The organism is Saccharothrix hoggarensis (assembly GCF_052936025.1).
This window is the reverse complement of sequence record NZ_CP193624.1, coordinates 1238932-1253390: the sequence shown is the minus strand read 5'-3', so window position 1 is coordinate 1253390 and position 14459 is coordinate 1238932. Positions and strand designations below refer to the sequence as shown.

Annotated in this window: 11 protein-coding genes; 7 read left to right on the top strand and 4 right to left on the bottom strand. The window is 73.0% G+C overall.

The features are described from left to right. The first annotated feature begins 179 nt into the window (after nucleotides 1-179). Entirely contained in the window at nucleotides 180-2915 is a 2736-nt protein-coding gene (locus ACRAKH_RS06245; RefSeq protein WP_380724705.1) for a tachylectin-related carbohydrate-binding protein, read from the top strand. Between the two features lie 250 nt (nucleotides 2916-3165). Here ACRAKH_RS06245 and ACRAKH_RS06240 read toward each other — a convergent pair whose 3' ends face one another. Both ACRAKH_RS06240 and ACRAKH_RS06235 read right to left on the bottom strand, forming a co-directional pair. Then, nucleotides 3166-4446 carry a hypothetical protein gene (locus tag ACRAKH_RS06240; RefSeq protein WP_447009679.1) on the bottom strand — a complete coding sequence of 427 codons (1281 nt, stop codon included), beginning with the start codon at nucleotides 4444-4446 and terminating at the stop codon, nucleotides 3166-3168. A gap of 214 nt (nucleotides 4447-4660) precedes the next feature. After that, the gene (locus ACRAKH_RS06235; protein ID WP_380724442.1) at nucleotides 4661-5452 is read right to left on the bottom strand and encodes an SAM-dependent methyltransferase; all 792 of its coding nucleotides are present in this window, start codon (nucleotides 5450-5452) and stop codon (nucleotides 4661-4663) included. Between the two features lie 118 nt (nucleotides 5453-5570). Here ACRAKH_RS06235 and ACRAKH_RS06230 point away from each other — a divergent pair, with 118 nt between their 5' ends. Next, nucleotides 5571-5981, top strand: a complete 411-nt coding sequence (locus tag ACRAKH_RS06230; RefSeq protein WP_380724443.1) for a MarR family winged helix-turn-helix transcriptional regulator — start codon at nucleotides 5571-5573, stop codon at nucleotides 5979-5981. Between the two features lie 94 nt (nucleotides 5982-6075). Next, nucleotides 6076-6705, top strand: coding sequence for a hypothetical protein (locus ACRAKH_RS06225; protein WP_380724444.1), 630 nt, complete (start codon nucleotides 6076-6078; stop codon nucleotides 6703-6705). A 191-nt stretch (nucleotides 6706-6896) separates the two neighbouring features. On the opposite strand, the gene ACRAKH_RS06220 is transcribed toward ACRAKH_RS06225, so the two are convergent. After that, nucleotides 6897-8486 (bottom strand): amidohydrolase, encoded by a 1590-nt coding sequence (locus ACRAKH_RS06220; RefSeq protein WP_380724445.1) that lies wholly within the window; start codon nucleotides 8484-8486, stop codon nucleotides 6897-6899. Nucleotides 8487-8560: 74 nt separating this feature from the next. Here ACRAKH_RS06220 and ACRAKH_RS06215 point away from each other — a divergent pair, with 74 nt between their 5' ends. Both ACRAKH_RS06215 and ACRAKH_RS06210 read left to right on the top strand, forming a co-directional pair. Beyond that, nucleotides 8561-9508 carry a methionyl-tRNA formyltransferase gene (locus ACRAKH_RS06215; RefSeq protein ID WP_380724446.1) on the top strand — a complete coding sequence of 316 codons (948 nt, stop codon included), beginning with the start codon at nucleotides 8561-8563 and terminating at the stop codon, nucleotides 9506-9508. Between the two features lie 142 nt (nucleotides 9509-9650). Then, nucleotides 9651-10316 carry an HNH endonuclease family protein gene (locus ACRAKH_RS06210; RefSeq protein WP_380724447.1) on the top strand — a complete coding sequence of 222 codons (666 nt, stop codon included), beginning with the start codon at nucleotides 9651-9653 and terminating at the stop codon, nucleotides 10314-10316. A gap of 12 nt (nucleotides 10317-10328) precedes the next feature. Here the strand turns inward: ACRAKH_RS06210 and ACRAKH_RS06205 are convergent, their stop codons facing one another. Next, nucleotides 10329-11120 (bottom strand): hypothetical protein, encoded by a 792-nt coding sequence (locus ACRAKH_RS06205; protein WP_380724448.1) that lies wholly within the window; start codon nucleotides 11118-11120, stop codon nucleotides 10329-10331. A 150-nt stretch (nucleotides 11121-11270) separates the two neighbouring features. Between ACRAKH_RS06205 and ACRAKH_RS06200 the strand changes: the two genes are divergently transcribed. Then, nucleotides 11271-12767 carry a CYTH and CHAD domain-containing protein gene (locus ACRAKH_RS06200; protein ID WP_447009678.1) on the top strand — a complete coding sequence of 499 codons (1497 nt, stop codon included), beginning with the start codon at nucleotides 11271-11273 and terminating at the stop codon, nucleotides 12765-12767. An 87-nt stretch (nucleotides 12768-12854) separates the two neighbouring features. Continuing rightward, complete coding sequence (locus tag ACRAKH_RS06195; protein WP_380724450.1) at nucleotides 12855-14444, top strand: beta-N-acetylhexosaminidase; 1590 nt, start codon at nucleotides 12855-12857, stop codon at nucleotides 14442-14444. Nucleotides 14445-14459 lie beyond the last annotated feature (15 nt).

The following is a 14459-nucleotide window of genomic DNA, read 5'->3' as shown; positions in this document are numbered from 1 at the left end:
CGCGAAGCGCACACCTCGAAGTGGCGTGCGGAACCCTCCCGGAACGGGAAAACCTCTGGTAGAAAGCCCGACGTCGGCGTCCCGAGGGGGGATGCCGCTTCCACCGGGCGCACGGCGCACCGTCGCCTTCCCGCGCGCCCGCATCGAGGGGCACACACATGACAAGACCTTCGCGCCGGGTGTTCAGACGCCTGGTGCAACTCTCGCTCGCCGCCGTCCTGGGCGCGGTCGGCCTGCCGGTCCTGGCCGCCGGCGGCAACGTCGCCGGCGCGGTCGAGACGGCGCAGTGCGCGTCGCCGGCGAACGTGTTCACGTCGATCGCGAGCAACCCCGACTTCCGGCTCCGCCGGCACAACGACGCCGCGTCGGGCAGCGACGCGTGGACGGGCGACCAGGGCATCGGCTGGGGCTGGGACACCCGGTTCTTCGCCGGCGCCAACGGCCACGTCTTCTCCATCACGGCCGGCGGCGACCTGCACCGGTACCGCTGGAACGGCACGGCGTGGGACAACGGCGGAACCCCCGCCTCGCTGGGCGCCGGGTGGAGCCCGTGGAACCAGCCGGCCCACCGGTACCGGATCACCGCCGACAGCAACAACAACATCTACCGGATCAACCCGACCGGCGAGCTGGTCCTGAGCCGGTACGACGAGACCACCAAGGCGTTCACCCACAAGGCGATCGCCACCGGCTGGACGAAGTACGACCAGCTGTTCGCGGCCGGCGACGGCGTGTTCTACACCCGCGACCCGAACGTCAATTCCGGCACGCTCTACCGCTCCCAGTACGACTTCCGCACCGGCACGTGGATCCAGCGGGAGAAGGACCTCGGGTGGGGCTGGAACGGGTTCAAGCAGCTCGTCTCCCCCGGCGCGGACGTGATCTACGGGATGGTGCCCGGCGGCGAGCTGTGGTGGTACCGCTACCTCCCGGCCCAGGACACGTGGGCCGGCGCCGCCTCCGGCGAGTGGAAGGTGCGGATCGCCGCCTGGACCGACGTGGACGAGATCGCGCCGGCCTCGGACGGCTGCAAGCTCGGCGCCGTCGCGCCCGACGTGGAGTGCAAGCCCTCGGCCAACGTCTTCGCGTCGACGACCGACAGCGGCCTCTGGTTGCGCCCGCACGGCGAACCGGAAACCGGTCTGTCCAATTGGAACGGTCCGAGCGGCGTCGGCTCCGGCTGGAACACCCGCTTCATCACCGGCCCCAACGGGTACACGTACCTGGTGCGCGCCGACGGGGCCGTGGACCGGTTCCGCTGGAACGGCGCCACGTGGGACGACAACGGCGTCAGCGTGCGGATCGCCACGAACTGGTACGGCTGGAACGACGCGGTCGTCCGCTACCGCCTCACCGTGGACACGAACAACCACTTCTACGGTGTGCTGATCAACGGCGAGCTCGAGCACAGCATCTACGACGACGTCGCCAAGACGTGGACGCAGAAGGTGGTCGACACCGGCTGGGGCCGGTTCGACCAGGTGTTCGCCGCCGGTGACGGCGTGCTCTACGCGCGCGACCCGGCCATCGCCGACGGCACCCTCTACCGGTTCCACTACGACTGGAAGAACCGCCGCTGGCTGGACTACGGCACGCACCTCGGCAGCGGCTGGAACGGCTTCAAGCAGCTGGCCTCGCCCGGCGCGGACGTCATCTACGGCCTCGGCAACAGCGACATCTACTGGTACCGGTGGGACGCGGCGGCCAAGACGTTCGCCAACAGCGCCGAGGGCACGTGGAAGGAGCACGTCCTGCACTGGCCCGGCATCTCCGAGTTCGGCGCCGCGGTCGACTCGTGCAAGCTGGTGTCGCCCGTGACGGTGACGCCGCCGACCGTGCCCGCGCCGTCCAACGAGCGCCCGCAGCTGGCGTTCAACCCGGGCACGCAGCGGTTCGAGATGGCGGCGGTGACGGACTCGGGCACCCTGGTGCACGGCTACCAGTCGTCGGCCGGTTCCGAGTTCCTGGAGTGGAACGGGCTGTCCGGCTACCAGACCACGGCCGGCCGGCCCACGTTGGCGCAGCGCCAGGACGGCCGGTTCGTCATCCTGGCCAGGAACACGGGCGCGCAGGCCGTGGCGTTCACCCAGAAGACCACGGGAAGCACCTTCTGGGACGGCCCGGCCGGCGTGAACGGCGCGATGTCGAGCGGCCCGGTGGTGGTGCGCGGGGCGAACAACCTGCTCACCGCGTTCGCCGTCGACGACAAGAACAAGCTCTGGTACGCGGAGGAGTTCGACGACACCCGCGGGTTCAGGCCGTGGCGCAAGGCCGTCAGCTCCACCGACTACAACATGAGCACCGACTTCACCGTGGTGCCCAGCGGCAACGGCTTCGAGGTCGTCTACCGCAGCACCGCCAACGTGATCGCGGCCCGCAAGCTGGTCAACGGCGAGTTCGGCCCCGGCCGGGTCGCCGCCGGCATCAGCGGCGCGGGCACGCCGGCGGCCGTGGTGTTCGCCGACGGCAAGGTGCAGATCGTCACCCGTGCCACGGACAACAAGCTGTACACGCAGAAGGAGGGCACGTCCTTCGCCGGGTGGACGAACATCAGCGGCACCCTGACGTTCGCCGGCTCGCCCGCCGCCATCGTCAACGCCCACGGCATCGTCGAGGCCGTCGTCCGCGGCTCCGACGGATTCGTGTACCGGGGCGGCCAGACGGTGCCGGGCGCCTCGACGTGGCGGCTCTGGCACACCAACGAGGACCCGGCCGTCGGAGATCCCGCGTTCGCCGGCACCGGCGGCTCGGAGGAGCGGGTGCTCTTCCGGGGCGGCGACGGGAACTACTTCCTGTGGCAGGTCACGGCGTACACGTCGAACTCGGGCACGGCGCTGTCCACCGCGCCCGGCGCGACGTCGCGCGAGGTCGTGACGATCAAGTCGAGCAAGGGCAAGGTCCCGGACGGCAAGTGACCGGTTCGGGTTGATCACAGTTCCGGGTGGCCGGTCCCGCGCGGGCCGGCCACCCGGCGTTCAGCCGGGGACGAGGGCGACGCGCCGGGGCGGGACGACCACTCGGCGAGGACGTCGGGGACCTGCCGACAGCGGCGGGCGGGGAGACGGCCGGTGCGCCGTCGGCGGACGCTCATCGCGTCGGGGCGGACACGCCCTTTCTCTCGGACATGCCGCCATGATCACAGCCGACCTCGCGGCGCGGCAAGCGCTATGCGGGACGGGCGGAGCGGCACGCGGCGGCCGGGCAGCCCCACGTGGTGGTGGCCGTGCCGACGGTCAGCAGCGCGGCGTGCGCCAGGAACCGGTCCCGCTTCGCGCGCTCGTCGAGGTTCGCGCAGTAGCACGCGGTGTCCGCCGGCGGCTGCTCGTCGTGGGCGAGGCCCATGTACCCGAACGGCACGCCGAGGCCCTTCGCGATGTCGGTCAGCGTGTCGTACGCCTCGACCCTGCCACCCGCGAGGACGCGGCCGACGTCCTCGTCGGACTGCCCCGTCAGGGCGACGATCCGGTCGCGCGGCACGCCGTGGTGCCGCAGGAGCCGGTACACGGTGGCGATGTCGCGGGCCGCCAGCGCGGCGCGCATCTCGCGCTGCTCCCAGACGTCCGGCAGGTCCGCGCCCACGTGCGACGGGCGGACGGCGCGCTCGTCCAGCGCCGGGCCGGGCGCGGTGGCGGCGAGCCACTCGACCCACGCCCACTCCGGTTCCACCGGCGTGGCCACGGCGCGCGGGTCGGCCGCCGACAGCGTCAGGCCGCGCACCGCGTTGCGGAACCCGTACGGGACGGCCGCCGTGCCGGGGATGCCGCACCCCGAGCCGGCCAGGATGGCGGCCACCGACTCGGCCCGCGGGCCGCCCCGCCAGTACAGCTCCAGGACGTCGCCGACCACCACGCCGTCCAGCCACGCCGCACCGCGCCACAGCGGCAACCGCCGCAGCACACCGCTCATCTGGTCGACCGGCCGCGCCTCGTCCGGGCCCGGCGGGGACTCGCGCGGGTCGAGGCCGTCGCGCTGGGCCAGGTCGACCGGCAGCCCGGCGGCGACGGCCTGCCGCCACCGCCCCCTGGTCACGCCGAGCAGGCGCACCTCCCCGTCGGGCGAGCGCAGGTCGAGGCTGTCCCGCCGGGGGTGGACGCGCAGGCCCGGCACGCCGCGGACCCGGCCGCCGACGACCACCGGCAGCACCTCGGCCAGCAGGTGGTCGAGCCCCGCGTCGTCGACCTGCAGGCCGAGCACGGCCGAGTCGGACCGCACCCGGTTCACCAGGGACGTCGGGCGCAGCGCGCAACCACGCCGGCGCATGCGGGACATGGCGCGGTGGGCGGCCTCCAGCACGGCCGCCTCCAACCGGCGTTGGCCGGCGGTGCGGGCGGACGGCACGAGCGGGCGCGACTCGGCGCCCGTGCCGCCGCGCTGCCTGCGCACCATGTTCGGTGTCTCGCCGGTGCACCAGCAGCGCTTGACCAGGTGGGGGGAGATTGTCGGCACGAGGGACCTCCGCGGACGCCGCCCGGTCGACGCCTCCGGGCTCGCCGCGGCGGGCCTCGGGACCTGGCGGAAGTGCGGGCACGTCGTTCACACGCGCTCTGGAGGCACCCACTCCATCCGGGTCAGGAGGAGCCTCGGTGGCAGCCGCACCTGCCTGGTCACGAAATTACAACATCCCGATGGCCGACGGGGCCGGGTCACTCGAAGGTGCGAATCACCGCTTGCGGCCGACGGCGGCCAGGCCCGCGAACCGCTCGGGGTGCTCGTCCACGTCCTCCAGCGAGGCGGGCCGCCACAGGGGCAGGTGCACGACCCCCGGCTCGACCAGGTCGAACCCGTCGAACAACGCCTCGACCTCGGCCTTGGAGCGCATGGTCATCGGGGTCGCGGTGCGCCGCCGGTACAGGTCCGTGTGCTCGTCGGCCTGCGTGGCCTGGCCCTCCTGGGTGGCGTGCGAGACGACCAGGTAGCTGCCGGGCGGCACGGCGTCGCGGTACGCGGCGATGATCCCCGCCGGGTCGTCCTGCACGAAGTGCAGCACCGCCACCATCATCACCGCGATCGGCCGGTCGAAGTCGAGCAGCTCGACCACCTGCGGGCAGGACAGCACGTCGGACGGCTGCCGCAGGTCCTCCTGCACGACGGTGGTCCGCGGGTCGTCGCCGAGGATCGTGCGGCTGTACGTCACCGCGATCGGGTCGCTGTCGACGTAGACGACGCGGGAGGTCGGGTCGGCGGCGCGGGCCACCTCGTGCACGTTGCCGACGGTCGGGATGCCGGAGCCGAGGTCGAGGAACTGGGTCACGCCCCGCTCGACGCAGAACTCCACCGCCCGGCGCAGGAACGCCCGGTTGGCCTGCATGATCAGCGGCAGCTCGGGCCACATCGCGATGGCCTGCTCGGCCATCTCGCGGTCCACCGCGAAGTTGTGCGCGCCGCCGAGGTAGTAGTCGTACACCCGGGCCGCGCTCGGCCTCGTCAGGTCGATGTCCGGTCGCTCGTCCACGCGCGCTCCTTCCCCCTCCGGCAGCTTAGACACCGGACCCCCTCCACCCTCGGCCGACCGGGGGGCCGCGTGTCGCGGGCATAAGATGCAGACCCATACCTGCACTCCGGGGGTCGAGTTGTCCGTCTCCGCCACGTGGGCCGGCCTCCGGGCGCTGCACCACCGGATCAACGCCGACCTCGAACGGGCGTTGCAGCGGCGGTTCCACTTCGGGATGTCGGAGTTCACCGCGCTGCGCGCGCTGGCCGACGCGCCGGACGGCGAGCTGCGGATGCAGGAGCTGACCGAGGCCGTCGGGCTGAACCAGAGTTCGGTGAGCCGCCTCGTCGCCCGGTTGGAGCAGTCGGGGCTGACCGGCCGCGAGGTGTGCGAGACGGACCGGCGGGGCGTGTACAGCCGCATCACGCCCGCCGGTCGGGACGTGCACGCGACCGCCGCGCCGTTCTACGAGGAGACGCTGACCGCGATCTTCGCCGAGGTCGCGGAGGACCCGGACCTGGGCCCGCTGCTGACCACGTTCCGCGCCTGACCAGGGTTCCCGTCGCCCGTTCGCGGGCCGCGGATTGTCGTACCCCGCCGGTAGAATCGAACACGAGTTCGATCGCGCGCGAGGGGAGCTTGTCGTGGAGCCGATCAGCGTCACCGCCCTGTCCTTCACCGAGTACGTCATGAGCGGCCAGCGTGGCCGGATCAGCATCGTGTCCGACCAGCGCCGCATCTACCTGTCGCCGGACCAGTGGGTGGCCGGGTTCTACAACCCGATGCGTGACGCGATGCGGCGGGCGGCGAACTCACCCGACCCGGCGGCCGAGCTGGAGGCGGCGGTGGCGGCGGCGCACCGCCTGCCCAGGCCCGGCCAGCCCAGGGCGTTCGAGGAGCTGCGCGAGGGGTTCCTGCCGTGGCTGAAGGCGACGAGGGCGACGGGCGTGCCCACGGCGGCGGCCCGGTGGCAGGCCGGCGAGCTGGCCCTCCGCGTCCGCCCGCACCTCGGTCTCCGGATGCCGGACGGCGAGCGCGCGGCCGTGCTCGTCTACGTGAAGGAACCGCCGATGACGCAGGAGGCGGCGAACGTGGGCCTGCGCATCCTGCAGCAGACCACCGCCGACACCCTGCCCGGCGCCACCCCGCTGTTGCTGGACGCCCGGAGGGGCCGGGCGTTCCGCATGTCGCGCCGGACGAACCTGGCGAAGCTGGACGCCCTGATCGCGGCGGAGGCGGCGGGGTACGTCGTGCACTGGCGAATGAGCGCCTGACCGGCCGCGGTCAAGCGGCCGACCCAACGACTCGGCGCGCCGACCACACCGCAGCCCTCGAGGGGCCGAACCGGGACCGAGCCGCCACCCCCGGCACCCCGCCCCGCCCCGGCACGCCACACCGGGCCGGGGTGGGTCCGGCTTGGCGCGTCGAGCCCGAGTGGGCCGGGTTCGGGACCGGGGATGGGTGGTCAGTCGGTGGTGAAGGAAGCCTGGTCGTGGGCGAACACGCCGTCCACCACGGTCGCCAGCACCTCGATGTCACCGATCCCCGACACCTCACAGGTGAACGGGTCCGCGCCCAGCACCGCGAAGTCCGCCAACTTGCCCGGGCTGATGGTCCCCAGCACGTCCTCCCGACGGCACGCGTAGGCCGCGCCCACGGTGTACGCGGCCACCGCCTCTTCCACCGCGATCGCCTCGTCCGGCCCGATGGCCTGCCCCTCCTTCGACCGCCGCTCGACCATGAACTGGATGGCGCGCAACGGTTTCCCGTCCGCCACCGGCCGGTCGGAGCTGCCCGCCACCACGATCCCCCGGTCCAGGAAGGCCCGGCCCCGGTACATCCACGGCGTCCGCTCCGGCCCCATGATCCGCGCGTAGTCGTCGCCGTACGCCCACAGGAACGTCGGCTGGATCACGGGGATCACCCCCAGCTCCGCGATCCGGTCGAGCTGGTCCGGCCGCACGAGCCCGCAGTGCTCGATCCGGTGCCGCGCGTCGACCCTCGGCCGGACGCGGTGCGCTTCCGCCAGGGCGTCCAGCGCGAAGTCGACGGCACGGTCGCCGATGGCGTGCACGGCGAGCTGCCACCCGGCCGCGTGCCCGTCCACGATCGCCGCCCGCATCACGTCCGGGTCGTCCTGCAGCTGACCGGCCGACTCCACACCGACGTACGGCCGGGTCAGCGCCGCCGTCCGCGCCATCATGCCGCCGTCGGTCCACAGCTTGAGCGGCCCGATGGAGAGCCGGTCGCCGCCGAGCCCGGTGCGCAGGCCGAGCGGCACGGCGCGGCGGATGCCGTCCGCCTCGTGCGCCGCCACGGGTTCGAGGCGGTCGGCGGACACCATCAGCTGGACCCGGATCGGCAGCGACGCCCGCTGGTACGCCTCGACCTCCAACGGGCTGCTGCCGATCAGACCGCCGCCGACCCCGGCCTCCGCCGCCAGCACCACGCCTTCCCGGAGGCACTGCCGCGCGCCGGCCTCGACGTCCGCCGCGATGTCGTCCAGCGAGTACGGCAGCCGCATCGCCCGGACGGCCGACTGCGCGCCCTCGGCCAGGAACCCGGTCGGCTCGCCGGTCTCGTCGCGCTGCGCCTCCCGCAACGCCGACGGGGGCAGCGCCGCCACGACGTCGCCGCTCACCACGCACGCGTGCCCGGACAAGTCCTGCACGTACACCCGCGGCCCGATCAGGTCGAGGTCGCGTGACGTCAGCGGCCGGTCGAGGGCGCGGTGGTCGTAGCCCGCGACCTCCACCCACCCCGACGCCCGCCGCGCGCCGCGCAGCACGTCCACCACCCCGGCGACGGTCGTGCACGACGAGATGTCGACGGTGCGCGCCGCGCGCCCGGTCCACGCCAGGTGGTTGTGCGCGTCCACGAAACCGGGCAGCACCACCGCTCCGCCGAGGTCGACGACCCGGCGCGCGGGCAGGTCCGCCACGTCGTCGTCGAGCCCGACCACCCGCCCCGCCCAGGCACCGATCACCGACGCCACGGGCCGGGCGGGGTCCATCGTCACGACCCGCCCGCCGACCACCTTCAGGTCAAGGATCACCCGCGCAGGCTAGCCCACGCCGACTTAGGTTAGGGTCAGCTCAGTTAGGCAAGCCTATGCAAGGAGGAGCGTCCATGCGGGTCGTCATGTTCGGCTACCAGACCTGGGGCCATCGCACGCTCCAGGCGTTGCTGGACTCCGAGCACGAGGTGGTCCTCGTCGTCACGCACCCGAAGAGCGACCACGCCTACGAGCGCATCTGGAGCGACTCCGTCGCGGACCTGGCCGCCGAGCACGGCGTCGAGACGATCATCCGCAACCGCCCGGACGACGACGAGCTGTTCCAGCGGCTCAAGGAGGTCGAGCCGGACGTCATCGTGGCCACCAACTGGCGCACGTGGATTCCCCCGCACATCTTCACGCTCCCCCAGCACGGCACGCTGAACGTGCACGACTCGCTGCTCCCCGCCTACGCGGGCTTCTCGCCGTTGATCTGGGCGCTGATCAACGACGAGAAGGAGGTCGGCGTGACCGCGCACATGATGGACGAGACGCTGGACGCCGGCGACATCGTGCTCCAGCGCGCCGTCCCGGTCGGCCCGCGCGACACGACGGCCGACCTGTTCCGCAAGACGCTGGAGCTGTTCGGGCCGATCACCGTGGACGGCCTGGCCGAGATCGCCTCGGGCCGGACCGACTTCACCAAGCAGGACCGGTCGAAGGCCAGCTTCTTCCACAAGCGCGCGGAGGAGGACCTGCGCATCGACTGGACGTGGGAGGCCGACGAGCTGGACCGGCTGGTCCGCGCCCAGTGCGCGCCGTACCCGAGCGCGTTCTGCTTCCACAAGGGCAAGCGGCTGGAGATCGTCGAGGCCGACGTGTCCCAGGAGCGCTACGGCGGCACGCCCGGCCGGATCTTCTACCGCGAGGGCGACGGCGTCGCGATCGTCGCGGGCGCGGAGGCCCGCCGCGGCCGCAACCGCGCCCTGCTCGTCAAGCGCGTGCGCACGGAGGACGGCGTCGAGCTGGGCGCGACGGAGTACTTCACGCACATGGGCGGGTACCTGACCAGCCGGCCGTGACCCGGAAAACCCGGTCCGGACAAGGGGAACGGCGGCGCGACCACGTCGAACGGCCGTCGAATGCGGCGGACGAATCGCCGTCGTCCTCCGCGATTGCGGCCCCGGTGTTCCCGTGGCGGCGATCATCGCTGATCATTGGGGCATGAGCGGCAAGCGGTCGACCACGCTGGTCAGCGTCGTGGTGTTGGTCCTCCTGATCATCATCGGCTACTACCTGACCCGGTACCAGGAGTCGACCGCACCGCCGCCGACCACCGTGCCGTCGGGCCCGGCCGCGCCCGGTGACGACCCGGCGGCGCAGCTCGCGGCGCTGACCGTGGCGCCGGAGGGCAAGATGGCCGGCTACAGCCGCGACCGGTTCCCGCACTGGAGCAGCCAGGGCGACTCGTGCGACACGCGCGAGGTCGTGCTGCAGCGCCAGGGCTCGGACGTGAAGACGGACGGCGAGTGCCGGGCCACCTCGGGCACGTGGACCAGCGTGTACGACGGCGTGGTCGTCACCGACGCCGGCGACCTGGACATCGACCACACCGTGGCGCTGGCCGAGGCGTGGCGGTCGGGCGCCGACAAGTGGACCGACGAGCAGCGGGAGAAGTTCGCCAACGACCTCGGCGGCATGCAGCTGATCGCGGTGACGGCGAGCAGCAACCGGAGCAAGGGCGACCAGGACGCGGCGAAGTGGAAGCCGCCGGTGGAGTCGTACTGGTGCACGTACGCGCGGGCCGTGGTGTCGGTGAAGACGCTCTACTCCCTGACCGTGGACGAGGCCGAGCGCGACGCGCTGGGCACGATGCTGCAGACCTGCTGACCGGCGCGGACCTCAGGGTCGCAGCGAGTCGAGCTGGTCGACGATGTCGGCGTGCGCCTCGGCGCGGCGGACCCAGGCGGCGAAGCCGGACGCGGCCGACGGCACCTCGCCGAGCGGCGAGATCGGGTCGGTGACGCCGTACTCCAGCCGGTAGGCGACCAGGGCGACGGCGGCCTCCACCCACAGTGACGGGTCCGGGCTGGTGATCTCGCCGAGGCCGACCCGGAACCACAGCGGCAGCCGGGTGTCGGCGGCGAGCGCGCGTTCCAGCCGGCGGCGGGCGATGTCCAGGACCTCCTGCCGCGCCTTGTCCCCCGCCACCACCGCTTCCGCGCGCCACGGCTCCTCGGCGGCCAGCTGGTCGGCGGCCAGCCGCTCGGCCGCGGCCACGGCGCCCGGCTCCTGCGCGTTGACGCGCCAGTCGAGGTTCTGCACCTCGTGCTGCAGCGCGTCGCGCTCGAACCGCGGCATCCGGCCGGTGGACAGCTTGGCCAGGCCCGCGTCCCGCTGCTGCTTCAGCGACTCGTACTCGGCCACCTCGGCGCGCAGGTCGGCGCGGACGGAGTCGGCCAGCAGCTCCTGCTCGGCGTCCCACGCGGCGCGCAGCGCGTCGACGGTCTCGGTGATGCCGTCGACCGAGTCGAGGTCCTCGTCCGGGCCGGACCCGGCGCCGGACAGCCTGCGTTCCAGCACGAGCAGGCGGGCGCTCACGCGGCCGAGCTCGGCCGTCAACGCCTGGGTGGTGGCGACGAGGTCCGCGACCGTCGGTTCGACCTCGTCGAGCCGTTCCTTCTCCGTGGGCACGCGATCCAGCCAACCGCACGGTGGGTCCTTGTCCAGGCGCGAAACCGAAAGACCACGCGTACGGGGCGACACAAACCCCCGGCCTGGTTAACGACTGATCACTCACCGTGAGATCGAATGAACTGCCTCCGATCGGTGTATGTCTGGTACATGTCGACGTCGGTGCACGAGACGGAACGCAAGTACGAGGCCCCCGGCGGCGCCGCGCTGCCGGACCTGTCCGACCTGGCCGGCGTCGCCGCCGTGGCCGGGCCGGAGGAGCACCAGCTGGAGGCGGTCTACTACGACACCGCGGACCTGCGGCTGGCGCGGGCCGGGCTGACGCTGCGCCGCCGCACCGGCGGCGAGGACGCGGGCTGGCACCTGAAGCTCCCGGTCGGCGTGGACACGCGCGAGGAGGTGCGGCTGCCGGCGGGGCGCGCGGCCAAGCAGCCGCCGGAGGAGCTGGGCTCGCTCGTCCAGGTGCACGCGCGCGGTCGCGAGCTCGCGCCGGTCGCCCGCATCCGGACCACGCGGCACCGCCGGCAACTGGTGGACGACAAGGGCCGGCTGCTGGCCGAGGTGGTCGAGGACCTGGTGTCGGGGCAGGCCCTCGGCGGCGACGACACGCCCGTCGACTCGTGGCGGGAGATCGAGGTCGAGCTGGGCGAACGCGGTGACGTGGCGCTGCTGGACCTGGTCGAGGCGCGGCTGGCGGAGAGCGGGATCGCGCGGTCCGCGTCGTCGGCGAAGCTGACCCGGCTGCTGGCCGACCGGATCGCCGCCACCACGCCCCCGGCCCCCGGCAGGGCGGGCGGCAAGTCCGCCGGCGACGTCGTGCTGGCGTACCTGCGCGAGCAGGCCGACGCGCTGAAGCACGAGGACCCGAGGGTGCGCCGGGGCGAGGACGAGGGCGTGCACAAGATGCGCGTGGCGACGCGGCGGATGCGCAGCGCGCTCCAGGCGTTCGGCTCGATCGTGGACCGGGACGACACGCGCGAGCTGACCGACGAGCTGAAGTGGCTCGCGGGCACGCTCGGCGAGGCGCGCGACCTCGAAGTGCTGCGGGCGCGGTTCGAGGACGGCCTCGCGGCGCTCGACGGGGACCTGGTGCTCGGGCCCGTGCGGGCCCAGCTGGTGCGGCACTTCTCGTCGTTGGAGACCGCCGCGCACGAGTCGGCCCTCGCCGCGCTGAACAGCGAGCGGTACTTCGCGCTGCTGGACGCGGTCGACGCGATGATCGCCGACCCGCCGTTCACGCCGGCGGCGTCCGAGAAGGCGAAGAAGGCGCTGCCGGAGCTGGTGACCAAGACCTACCGCAGGCTCGCCAAGCGGGCCGGGAACGCGCACGACGACGACGCGCTGCACGAGGCGCGCAAGGCGGCGAAGCGGTTGCGGTACGCGGTGGAGGTGTCCGAGCCGGTGTTCGGCAAGCGGGCCGCGAAGTACCACAAGAAGGTGAAGGCGGTGCAGGAGCTGCTGGGCGAGCACCAGGACAGCGTGGTGGCCCGGCCGGTGCTGCGGGAGCTGGGCGCGAAGGCCCAGCTCGACGGGGAGAACGGCTTCACGTTCGGCCTGCTGCACGGGCTGGAGACGGCGGCGGCGCGGCGGGTGGAGGAGCGCTTCCCGGCCGTCTGGCGGGATCTGGGCAAGCCCAGCCTGCACTGATTGGTCTGGACCTTGACACCTCCTGGTGCGGCTGACACGGTGGCGGTGCCGCCGCCCGGTGCTCCACGCTGACCAGGAGGAACGTCAGTGCTTCCCCAACAAGGCGCCCGACGGCGCGGGCTCGGTCGCGCGCTCACCGCGCTCGTGTTCGCCGGCGCGGTGGCGACGGCGGCCCCCGCCCACGCCACTCCGGAGACGTCGTTGCAGCACATCGTGCCCGCCCCCGTCGCAGTCACCCCGCGGCCCGGCGTGAGCTTCACGCTCGGCGCGGACACCAAGATCCACACGCAACCCGGCTCGGTCGAGGCCCGGCAGGTCGGCGAGTACCTGGCGGGCGTGCTGCGCCCGTCGACGGGCTACCGGCTGCCGGTCGTGCCCGGCGCGTCCGGCCGGCACATCTCGCTGCTGCTCGTCGGCGCGGACCCGGCCGTCGGCGCGGAGGGCTACCAGCTCGACGTGACGGGGCGGGGCGCGGTGATCCGGGCCAGGACGGCGGCCGGGCTGTTCGCGGGCGTGCAGACGTTCCGGCAGCTGCTGCCCGCCGAGGTGGAGGCGAAGACCAGGCAGCGCGGGCCGTGGGTAGTGCCCGGCGGCCGGGTGCTGGACTACCCGCGCTACGCCCACCGCGGCGCGATGCTCGACGTGGCGCGGCACTTCTTCAGCGTCGACGAGGTCAAGCGGTACATCGACCAGATCGCGCTGTACAAGGTCAACCGGCTGCACCTGCACCTGACCGACGACCAGGGCTGGCGGCTGGAGATCAAGAGCTGGCCGAACCTCACCGCCCACGGCGGCAGCACGGAGGTCGGCGGCGGCCCCGGCGGCTACTACACGCAGGAGCAGTACCGGGACCTCGTCGCGTACGCCGCCGCACGGCACATCACCGTGATCCCGGAGATCGACATGCCGGGCCACACCAACGCCGCGCTGTCGTCGTACCCGGAGCTGAACTGCGACGGCGTCGCGCCGCCCCTCTACACCGGCATCGACGTCGGCTTCAGCTCCCTGTGCATCGCCAAGGACATCACCTACGAGTTCGTCGACGACGTGCTCCGCGAGGTCGCCGCGCTGACGCCGGGCGAGTACCTGCACATCGGCGGCGACGAGGCGCACGCCACGACCGACCCGGACTTCGACCTGTTCATCGACAAGGTCCTGCCCCTGGTGGAGAAGCACGGCAAGACGGCCACCGGCTGGCACGAGTTCGTGAAGGCCGGTCCGCCCGCGTCGGCCGTGCCGCAGTTCTGGGGCACGAAGACGGTCGCGCCGGACATGGTCGCGGCCGCCGCGCGGGGCAGCCGGATCGTGCTGTCGCCCGCCACCAAGGCGTACCTGGACATGAAGTACGACGCCAACACCAAGCTGGGGTTGAGCTGGGCCGGGTACACCGACGTGCAGGACGCGTACGACTGGAACCCCGGCGCGTACATCGAGGGGCTGCCCGCGGACGCCGTGCGCGGCGTCGAGGCACCGCTGTGGAGCGAGACCATCACGAACAGCGCCGAGCTGGAGTTCCTGGCGTTCCCGCGCCTGCCCGCGATCGCGGAGCTGGCCTGGTCGCCGTGGTCGACGCACGACTGGGACCGGTTCAAGGTCCGGCTGGCCGCGCAGGCCGACCGGTGGGACGTGCTGGGCGTGAACTACTACGCCTCACCGCAGGTGCCCTGGAGGAGGTGAAGGTCGCGCGCGTCC

Bases quoted from the DNA above. Each gene is read 5' to 3' on its own strand.
- ACRAKH_RS06215 (WP_380724446.1), top strand. From the start codon at position 8,561: ATGCGGGTCGTCATGTTCGGCTACCAGACCTGGGGCCATCGCACGCTC.
- ACRAKH_RS06210 (WP_380724447.1), top strand. From the start codon at position 9,651: ATGAGCGGCAAGCGGTCGACCACGCTGGTCAGCGTCGTGGTGTTGGTC.
- ACRAKH_RS06200 (WP_447009678.1), top strand. From the start codon at position 11,271: ATGTCGACGTCGGTGCACGAGACGGAACGCAAGTACGAGGCCCCCGGC.